At 59.1% G+C, this 9483-nt stretch carries 8 protein-coding genes; all 8 read left to right on the top strand.

Features of this window, described 5'->3' with window-relative positions; translation table 11 throughout:
• Positions 1 to 42: 42 nt before the first annotated feature.
• The 8 genes from BM063_RS15365 to argC all read left to right on the top strand — a co-directional run bounded on the left by BM063_RS15365 (position 43) and on the right by argC (position 9451).
• Complete coding sequence (locus BM063_RS15365) at positions 43 to 285, top strand: IS3 family transposase (protein WP_092040967.1); 243 nt, start codon at positions 43 to 45, stop codon at positions 283 to 285.
• Between the two features lie 186 nt (positions 286 to 471).
• Positions 472 to 1020 (top strand): ribosome hibernation-promoting factor, HPF/YfiA family, encoded by a 549-nt coding sequence (gene hpf / locus BM063_RS15360; RefSeq protein ID WP_092041036.1) that lies wholly within the window; start codon positions 472 to 474, stop codon positions 1018 to 1020.
• Between the two features lie 582 nt (positions 1021 to 1602).
• Positions 1603 to 4134: a preprotein translocase subunit SecA gene (gene secA / locus BM063_RS15350; RefSeq protein ID WP_092041031.1), complete on the top strand. Its 2532-nt coding sequence runs from the start codon at positions 1603 to 1605 to the stop codon at positions 4132 to 4134.
• Between the two features lie 60 nt (positions 4135 to 4194).
• Positions 4195 to 5317 (top strand): peptide chain release factor 2 gene (gene prfB, locus BM063_RS15345; protein WP_143085395.1). Its coding sequence is split into 2 segments (ribosomal slippage): positions 4195 to 4266 and positions 4268 to 5317, totalling 1122 coding nucleotides; the frame shifts between segments, so codons are not numbered across the junction.
• Between the two features lie 34 nt (positions 5318 to 5351).
• Positions 5352 to 6137 carry an enoyl-CoA hydratase-related protein gene (locus tag BM063_RS15340; protein ID WP_092041026.1) on the top strand — a complete coding sequence of 262 codons (786 nt, stop codon included), beginning with the start codon at positions 5352 to 5354 and terminating at the stop codon, positions 6135 to 6137.
• 209 nt (positions 6138 to 6346) lie between these two features.
• Positions 6347 to 6691, top strand: a complete 345-nt coding sequence (locus BM063_RS15335) for a hypothetical protein (RefSeq protein WP_092041023.1) — start codon at positions 6347 to 6349, stop codon at positions 6689 to 6691.
• Between the two features lie 242 nt (positions 6692 to 6933).
• On the top strand, positions 6934 to 7317 hold the full coding sequence (locus BM063_RS15330) for a c-type cytochrome (protein ID WP_245752305.1): 384 nt from the start codon (positions 6934 to 6936) through the stop codon (positions 7315 to 7317).
• A gap of 1102 nt (positions 7318 to 8419) precedes the next feature.
• Positions 8420 to 9451 carry an N-acetyl-gamma-glutamyl-phosphate reductase gene (gene argC / locus BM063_RS15320; protein WP_092041017.1) on the top strand — a complete coding sequence of 344 codons (1032 nt, stop codon included), beginning with the start codon at positions 8420 to 8422 and terminating at the stop codon, positions 9449 to 9451.
• The last annotated feature ends 32 nt before the right edge of the window (positions 9452 to 9483 follow it).

The raw sequence follows: 9483 nt of genomic DNA, 5'->3' as shown, positions 1-9483 counted from the left end.
AGTGACCGTGGTTTCCAGTACACGTCCCATGACTACCATCACATGCTAGCTCAGTTTGGCCTCAGATCCAGCATGTCAAGAAGAGGCAATTGCTTGGACAATGCCCCAATCGAGAGCTTCTTCTCCCACTTAAAGACAGAAGCTCTCCAACACCATCATATCCAAGATACTGAGCAGGCTCAAATCCTAATTCAAAGGTATATTCGTTTTTACAACGAGGAGCGGCTTCAACTGAAATTAAACAAGCTGACGCCTGTAGAATACAGGCGTCAGCACGCCGCATAAGCCGGGTGTTTTTACGTGTCTACATTTTTGGGGCTTGACCAGAAGAGGGGGGTCGTTTTTTTTGTCGGAATCAAAAGGAATTGAATGGAATATTGTTTCATATTGAACAAGCGTTTTGTTCAGCGGAGGGAAGGGAAATGAATAGGTGAAAGGATCAGGCTAGAATGACGCGAAGGGAGAATCGCTGTGAAGTTCAACATTCGCGGTAACAATCTTGAGGTGACCCCTGCGCTCCGGGAATATGCCGAAAAGAAATTGAGCAGGCTGGAACGGTATTTTGACACCCCTCTGGAGTCGGCCGTCAATGTGCGCCTTGCCGTTCAGCGGGATGAGCACAAGGTGGAAGTGACCATTCCGCTCCCGGGGGTTTTGGTTCGGGCAGAAGAAGCCAGTGATGACATGTACGCTTCGCTGGATTTGGTCGTGGAAAAACTGGAGCGCCAGATTCGCAAATACAAGACGAAGATCAACCGCAAGTTCCGTCAAGAAGGCGGCCTCCGTTCGCAATGGAAAGATCCGGACGCCCACAACGGGGAGGCGGAAGTGGAAGAGGATGCCCCGGAAGTGGTGAGGATCAAACGGTTCAGCCTGAAGCCGATGGACGTCGAGGAAGCGATCCTGCAGATGGACATGTTGGGACATAATTTCTTCGTTTTCTCCAATGCCGACACCAATCGGGTCAATGTGGTGTACCGGCGTCGTGACGGCCGGTACGGGCTGATTGAGCCCGAATGAACGGCCCCTTCGCTTGCGCCTCCGCCATCGGAAAAAAGCGGGGAGGGAGCCGGTAAATAGAAAGGATCCGACCGGGGTGCCCGGTCTTTTTTTTGTCCGCCCCTTTTCCGACCTTTCCGCCTTCAGGCGGCAAGGTCCTGAAAGTCGCCACTTTGAAGGGGGGAGGGCAAAGGGGAGCTTTCCGGTTGCAACCATCTTTGTCGTTATCCCGTTCAACTATTTTGAAAACGCCTTTGCCCGTTCCGGCCATGTCGCCCACGGGCGCCGCCCTTCGTCAAGGCGCCTGGAGGCGCGACGGACGCGGAGGGGGGTTTTCTGATCGGACCTTCGCGGCTATGATTTTTTGCAGGGTTGCAAAAATATGTTATCATTAATGTTGATCATGCACCGAAGTTGCGTCGTGACGGCCGCCCGGTCGGGGGGTGCCGAATCCCCGCCGGTTGGGGAGCTTTTCGACAGGTCTTCGGGATATGGCGAGGGAAGGGCTCCGGCGGCCCGTTCAAGCCTGTGCGATCCAGCGGGCGGCGGGAATTTTCCCGCCGCCTTTGCCATAGACCTTCTTGAGCGGAAGGGGATGACAGTGTGTTCAGAGCGATTCGGCAATTGCTCGACTCCAACGAACGGCAGCTGAAAAAATGCTATAAGATCGCTGACCAGATCGAAGCGTTGGAACCGTCGGTGGCGGCCCTGTCCGACGCCGAGTTGAGGGGAAAGACGGAGGAATTCAAGCATCGCCTCGAGAAGGGGGAAACCCTGGACGACCTGCTGCCCGAAGCCTACGCCGTCGTTCGGGAGGCGGCCAAACGGGTGTTGGGCATGCGCCACTTTTATGTCCAGCTGGTCGGCGGAATCGTGCTTCACAACGGGGATATCGCCGAGATGAAGACCGGAGAGGGGAAAACCCTGGTCGCCACCCTTCCCGCCTACTTGAACGCTTTGACCGGAAAAGGGGTTCACGTGGTGACGGTCAACGACTATCTGGCCCGCCGCGACCGGGAATGGATGGGCCAAGTGTTCGAATTTCTCGGCATGACCGTCGGTCTGAACGAAAGCGGGATGACGCCGGAGGAAAAACGGGCGGCCTACCGGGCGGACATCACCTTCGGCACGAACAACGAGTTCGGCTTTGACTACCTCCGGGACAACATGGTTCTCTATCCGGAGCAAATCGTCCAGAGGGAGCTCCATTTCGCCATCGTGGATGAAGTGGACAGCATCCTGATCGACGAAGCCCGGACGCCCCTGATCATCAGCGGGCAGGCCAACAAGGCGACGGACCTTTACTACAAGGCGGATCAGTTGGTTCGCCGGCTGAAGCCCGGGGACGACTACACCATCGACGAGAAGACGCGGACCGTCACCCTGACCGAGTCGGGCGTCGACAAGGCGGAATCCTTCCTCGGCGTTGACAATTTGTATGATGTCCGGAACATCACCGTCAACCACCACGTCCAGCAGGCGCTGAAGGCCCATGTGCTGATGAAGAGGGACCGGGATTACGTGGTGAACGAGGACGGGGTGGTGATCGTCGACGAGTTCACCGGGCGCTTGATGCACGGCCGCAGGTACAGCGACGGACTGCACCAGGCGATCGAGGCGAAGGAAGGGCTGCAGGTGCAGCGGGAGAGCATGACGCTGGCCACGATCACCCTGCAGAATTACTTCCGGCTCTATAAAAAGCTGGCGGGCATGACCGGCACCGCCAAGACGGAGGAAGAGGAGTTCCGCAAGATCTACGGCATGAACGTGGTGCAGATTCCCACCCACAAGCCGATGATCCGGAAAGATCTCCCCGACGTCCTGTTCCGCACCGAAGAGGCCAAGTTCCGGGCGGTGGTGGAGGAGGTCATCCGGCGGCACGCCAAGGGGCAGCCCGTGCTGGTCGGCACCGTCTCCATCGAGAAATCGGAAAAACTTTCCCGCATGCTGAAGAAGCGGGGCATCCCCCACCAGGTGCTCAATGCCAAGAACCACGCCAAAGAGGCGGAGATCATCGCGCAGGCCGGACAGCGGGGAGCGGTGACCATCGCCACCAACATGGCCGGTCGGGGGACCGACATCGTTCTGGGTGAAGGCGTGGCGGAACTGGGCGGCCTTCACGTGATCGGCACGGAACGGCACGAAAGCCGGAGGATCGACAACCAGCTGCGCGGCCGCTCCGGCCGGCAGGGAGATCCGGGATCCTCCCAGTTTTTCCTCTCCCTGGAGGATGACCTCATGCGCCGTTTCGCCCCGGACCGCTTCCGCGAGTGGATGAACGAGAAAATGGAAGATGACATGCCCATTGAAAGCACCGTGTTCAGCCGGGCGGTCGAAAGCGCCCAGAAAAAGGTGGAGGGGATCAACTTCGACGCCCGCCGCTGGGTGCTTCAATACGACGACGTGTTGAATCAGCAGCGGGAGATCATCTACAAGCAGCGGCGGCAGGTGCTGTTCAGCGACAACCTCAAATACATCGTGCTGGACATGGCCAAGGAACTGATCCGGCGGGTGGTGGAGGTCCACGCGCCCGAGAAGGATTTGCCGGAGGAATGGAACCTGGAGCCGATCCTCGATTTCGCGGAAGCCACCCTTTTCCCGGAAGGGACCGTCACAATCGAGGATCTGGAGGAATGTGAAGAGCCGAAGGAGATCGTCGACAAACTGTTCAAGGCGACGCTTCATCACTACGAGATGCGGGAGAAGGAGATCGGCTTCGACCGGATGCAGGAATTTTCCAAGGTGGTGATCCTGCGGACCGTCGACCGGAAATGGATGGACCACATCGATGCCATGGACCAGTTGCGCCAGGGCATCCATCTGCGCGCCTACGGTCAGACCAATCCCTTGCGGGAGTATCAGTTCGAGGGCTTTGAAATGTTCGAGCAGATGGTCCACGAAATCCAGGAAGAAGTGGTCAAATACGTGATGAAGGCCAGCGTCGGGGAGAACCTGGAGCGGGAAGAGGTGGCCGTCAACAAACGGGCCAGCGCCGGAGGTTCCCCCCACAGCCGGGAGGAGGCGCCGAAACGGCAGCCTGTCCGCCGGGAAAAAGTGGGTCGGAATCAACCCTGTCCCTGCGGCAGCGGCAAAAAGTACAAGCATTGTTGCGCCCGGACGGTTCGGACGGGTTGAAAACGTCTGCTATAATGGATAGCGGACCTTTCGAATAATATAAATCCGAGGTGATGATGTGTGGAACTGAGTGAACTGCGTCATGAATTGACCAATACAGCCAAGAAATTGGCGGACATCAGGGGGTCTCTTTGACGTCGGCAAGAAAAAAGCCCGCGTTGAAGAGCTGGAACAGCGGATGAGCACCCCCGGCTTCTGGGATAACCAGTCGGAAGCCCAGAAGGTGATCGATGAAGTCAAACACCTGAAGGAACAAGTGGAGACCATGGCCAAGCTGGAGGAGTCTCAGGAGGAGCTGGAGCTGATGCTGGAGCTCATCGCCGAGGAGCAGGACGAGTCCCTCCTCCCCGAACTGAAGGAAGGCATCCAGTCCCTGAAGGAAAAACTGAATGAGTTCGAACTGAACCTGCTCCTCAATGAGCCCTATGACAAAAACAACGCCATTTTGGAACTCCACCCGGGGGCCGGCGGCACGGAATCCCAGGATTGGGCCTCCATGCTCCTCCGGATGTACACCCGCTGGGCGGAACGAAAGGGCTTCAAGGTGGAGACCCTGGATTACCTCCCGGGTGAAGAGGCGGGGTTGAAAAGCGTCACCCTGCTCATCAAGGGGCACAACGCCTACGGCTACCTCAAGGCGGAAAAGGGGGTTCACCGTCTGGTGCGCATATCCCCCTTCGATTCCTCGGGCCGCCGCCACACCTCCTTTGTGTCGGCCAACGTGATGCCGGAAGTGGATGACGATGTCGAGGTGGAGATCAAAGCGGAAGACCTGAAGATCGACACGTACCGTTCCAGCGGAGCCGGCGGACAACACGTCAACACCACCGATTCCGCCGTGCGGATCACGCATCTTCCCACGGGGATCGTCGTCACCTGCCAGTCGGAGCGTTCCCAGATCCAAAACCGGGAGCGGGCGATGAAGATCCTGAAGGCCCGCCTGCACGAACGGATGATGGAGGAGCGGAAAAAGGAATTGGCCGAACTGCAGGGGGAACAGACGGAGATCGGCTGGGGCAACCAGATCCGCTCTTACGTGTTCCACCCCTACAGCATGGTGAAGGACCACCGGACGCAGGTGGAAGTGGGGAACGTTCAGGCGGTCATGGACGGAGAAATCGACGTGTTCATCGACGCGTACCTCAGGAAGCGGATCAATGCGCCGAAGGAAAAGGAACGCTAAGCGGCGAAAGAGAAGCGACGGGGTGGTGAGTCCGATGGAGTGGAAAAACATCGCGTGGGAGCAGGGGGATGGCTGGGCCCAAATCACCATACAGCGCCCCAAGGTGTTGAACGCTCTGAACCGGGAGACCCTGGAGGAACTGGAACAGGCTGTCGGGCGGGCGGAGGAAGATGAAACGGTCCGCGCCCTGATCATCACCGGGGCCGGGGACAAGGCCTTTGTGGCCGGAGCCGATATCGGGGAATTGCGGCAGATTCCCTCCTCTTGGGAGGGTGAGCGGCTGGCCGCCCGGGGGCAGGCTCTCTTTTCGCGGATCGAGGAGCTCGACAAGCCCGTCATCATGGCGGTGAACGGTTATGCCCTCGGGGGAGGGTGTGAACTGGCGATGAGCGGGGACATATTGATCGCTTCCGATAAGGCCCGCTTCGGTCAGCCGGAAGTGAATCTGGGAGTGATCCCCGGCTACGGGGGCACGCAGCGCCTCGCGCGGCTGGTGGGGAAGACAACCGCCAAATACCTGTGCCTGACGGGGGAGATGATCACCGCCGAAGAGGCGCTCCGGCTGGGACTGGTGCAAAAGGTGGTTCCCCACGACCAGCTGCTGGAAGAGGCCCGCAAACTGGCGGAACGTTTGGCCCAAAAGGCCCCGATTGCCATGAAATACATCAAAAAAGCGATCAACCAGGGAACGGAAACGGATCTTCAGAGCGGTCTGCGCCTGGAAGCCGCTTTCTTTGGGCTCTCTTTCGACACCGAAGACCGCATCGAGGGGATGGATGCGTTCCTTGAGAAGCGGGCGCCCCGTTTCCGCGGCAAATAAATAAAAATTGAATACACGCCTTGCAACCGACCGGTCCGGTCCGGCCGGTTCTTTTTTGTGGGTGTGGACCGCGAAAAAAAGGGAATATAACCATTTGTGGAAAAGGTTTTCTGGGAACCTTCCCATCGAAAAGTTCGTTCGATGCGGCAGGGTCACTGCATTCCTGATTTCATAAACCTGCTTAAAGAGAGAATGGAGGGGGTCATCAAATGATTGCCGTTCAAGCGGTGGTAGAGCTGATGGAGATGGTGCCCGCCTTTGTATGGGTGGCTTTGGTTTCGATCATCGCACTGCTGATCGTTTTGACGGTGATCACGACAAAAAAGCGGAGCCGCGAGGTGGCGGAGCTGGACAAGCTGTTCGCCGATTCGAGCGACGTCTCCTTCGATGAGCCGTTGGCCCTGAAGCGAAGGCCGAGGAAAAAATTCAGCTTTGCCCAAAAAGAGGAACGGAAAACCGAAGGGGATCCGTCCGCCGTCGATGCCGACCGGGCCGGGGAGGCGGACCGGGCTGATGAGGGCGGCTCCGGGGAGGAAAAGGGACGGGATGCATAACCCCCGTCTCCTTGGTTTATCATAATCATCAAAACCCCTCGTCCGATCCCGGGAGAAGACGGAGGGACCCACTTAAACGGGAGGGGCAATATGGCTGAACAAAAGGGAAGCCGCAGAGCGGAAGAATCAAAGGACCGGCGGCAACTGATGGAAAAGCCGCGGGAAAAAACGGCCCCCGGTTCCAGCTATCCGAGAAGGCCGGATCACCTCCGTGGACAATGAATGCTTACGGGAGGTTCGCCATGAGCAATCGATGGTGGAAGCGCATGTTGGTCGGAGGTGCCCTGTTGTGGGTTTTGACCGGTTGCGGCGGAGGCACGGATCAGGAAACGCAACCCTCTGACCAGGGGGAAACCCCCGCCCAGGAAGAAACAGCACCGGATGCCGGCGACGGGGCGGCGGTGGACGCCGAGGTCAAGGCGGTTTATGACAACAATTGCGCCAGCTGTCACGGCGCCAACCTGGAGGGAGGTTTCGGCCCGGCCTTGACCAACACCGGATCGAAGTATTCCAAGGAAGAGATCGATGACATCATCAAGAACGGCAAGGGGCAGATGCCGGCGCAAACCCAGCTCTCCGACGCCGAGCGGGAATCCCTGTCCGCGTGGCTGGCGGAACAGAAGTGACGGGATGAAAGGATTCGGAAAGACTGTCGACAGAAAGTCGACAGTCTTTTTTTGTTCCATGCCGGCTGGCCTTGATGGTTCGCCGGAAAATCAACGGTGCCGGTCCAGCCGCCAACAAGGGAACAAGCCGCCTCCCCTCATTCCCCCGGAGAAAAAGGGGAGATCGCGAAATCCGGCTCCTCCCTTTGAAAAGGGGCAAGGAGGGCATCCCCTCGTCTTCCGGGGACGGGGCGCTCCCGTAGCGGTTTGCGCCAGCCTACGGCAATCTGATCTCCCGGCCCCCCGCCTCGGGCGATCCACCGGGCCGGATCGACGGCGCTGTTTCATTCGCTGGATACGGACTCCCGCAGGACCTGCTGAACCTCCGGAGCCGGTTTCACCCTCGTCTTTTTCGACGTGCCATCTTCCGCTCGATCGCCTGTTTTTCGGCGACAAACCGGCGGTGCCGCCCCTGGGGATCCATCCGATCTCATAGCCCGGTTCCGTCAAGCGGAGATCCGCGTTGCCATGGAGAAGGAGGAGGCGGTGGGCCTCCTCCGTTCCCCTGGTCACCCGATCGTCGATCATGACGCCGATACAGGCCCGGGAACGGGTCCAGGATCGCCGGCTCCATCCCCTGCGCTTTCCAGGCGGCGTTGATCCCGTCTCCGCTTCTCCTTTGCGCGCCCCCGTTAAGGGCCGAAATCAGCCGGAGCCGCGACAACGCCTCCCGTCCCGCGGAAAAAAGACATCTCCGAAAAAGCCGCCGCTTGCTTCTTTCCTGTATATCCCCCTTTGAACTTCGCGGAGTGAAGGTCCCTCCGATAAAACCGCCGGCAACAAGCGGCGCCGTTTTCGATCGGCGTTTTTTTTCGCTTCCGCCCCGATCGCGCTTTCCACCGCTTCCCTTCCCCGTTCGACAGGGCCTTTTCGGCGTTGAGCGCCCGGGAACGGCGGTTCCGGTTATCTGCTTGAAAACAAGCAAGCCACGGAGGCTCCAAAGGAGGAAAGTCCGCTCCAAAATCGGGACGGTTGTGAATTGAGGTGAAAAATGGGGATTGAATAAATATAATTCAATATGTATAATGTTACAAACCGATCTCCAAAGGAGTGAGAGTGGGAAGTGAACACCGTGGTGATCGGGTCGACAGGGTACGGAGGGGTGGAGCTGATCCGACTCCTTGAGAACCATCCCGAGGCCCGGATCGGCGCCCTGGTCTCCTCCTCGCAGCCTCGTGAGCCGCTCAGGGCGGTTTATCCGCATCTGTCCCACATGGAGGAGACCCTGGAGGAGCTGGACCCGGACCGCCTGTGCGAGGCGGGGGAGGTGATCTTTTTCGCCACCCCTCCCGGCGTCAGCAGCCGGTGGGCGCCCCGGTTTGCGGAGCGGGGAAAGGTGTGCATCGACCTGTCCGGCGATTTCCGCTTGACGGGTGAGGCGTACAGGCGGTGGTACGGTCGGGAGCCCGCTCCCGGGGACTGGCTGGAACGGGCGGTTTACGGATTGTCGGAATGGTACGCGGAACAAATCCGGAGCGCTTCGCTCATCTCCAATCCGGGTTGTTATCCCACCGCCTCACTCCTGGCGCTGATTCCCCTTCTGAGGGAACGGGCCATCGATCCGGACACGATCGTGATCGATGCCAAGTCGGGCGTGTCCGGCGCGGGGAGAGGGCTGAAGCTGAACACGCTCTTCTGCGAAGTCAACGAGAATCTGCGTCCGTACCGGGTGGATGCCCACCAACACACCCCGGAGATCGAACGGTACGCCTCGGAGGCGTGGGGGAGCCCGGTTCGCGTCACCTTCATTCCCCATCTGGTGCCGATGAACAGGGGAATTCTCATCACCCTGACGGCCCGCGCGGCGGAAGGATGGACCCGCCGCCGGCTGGAGGAGATGTACCGCGGGATTTATCAGGCGGCTCCCTTTGTGAGAATCCGGCCGGAGAACGATTGGCCGGGGACGAAACAGGTCCAGGGGAGCAACTATTGCGATCTGGCCGTCCATCTGGACGAGCGGACCGGCCGGGTCATCGTCATGTCGGTCATCGACAATCTGGTCAAGGGAGCCGCCGGCCAGGCCGTCCAAAACCTCAACCTGCGCATGGGTTGGGACGAGACGGCGGGGCTGGAGGGGCTTCCCCTCTATCCGTAACGGACAAATACAGGAAAAGAGAGGGAGAGGAG

Origin of the sequence: Planifilum fulgidum (assembly GCF_900113175.1) — a bacterium.
Lineage (GTDB): Bacteria > Bacillota > Bacilli > Thermoactinomycetales > DSM-44946 > Planifilum > Planifilum fulgidum.
The sequence above is the reverse complement of the archived record's forward strand: the minus strand, read 5'-3'. Positions and strand labels throughout refer to the sequence as shown.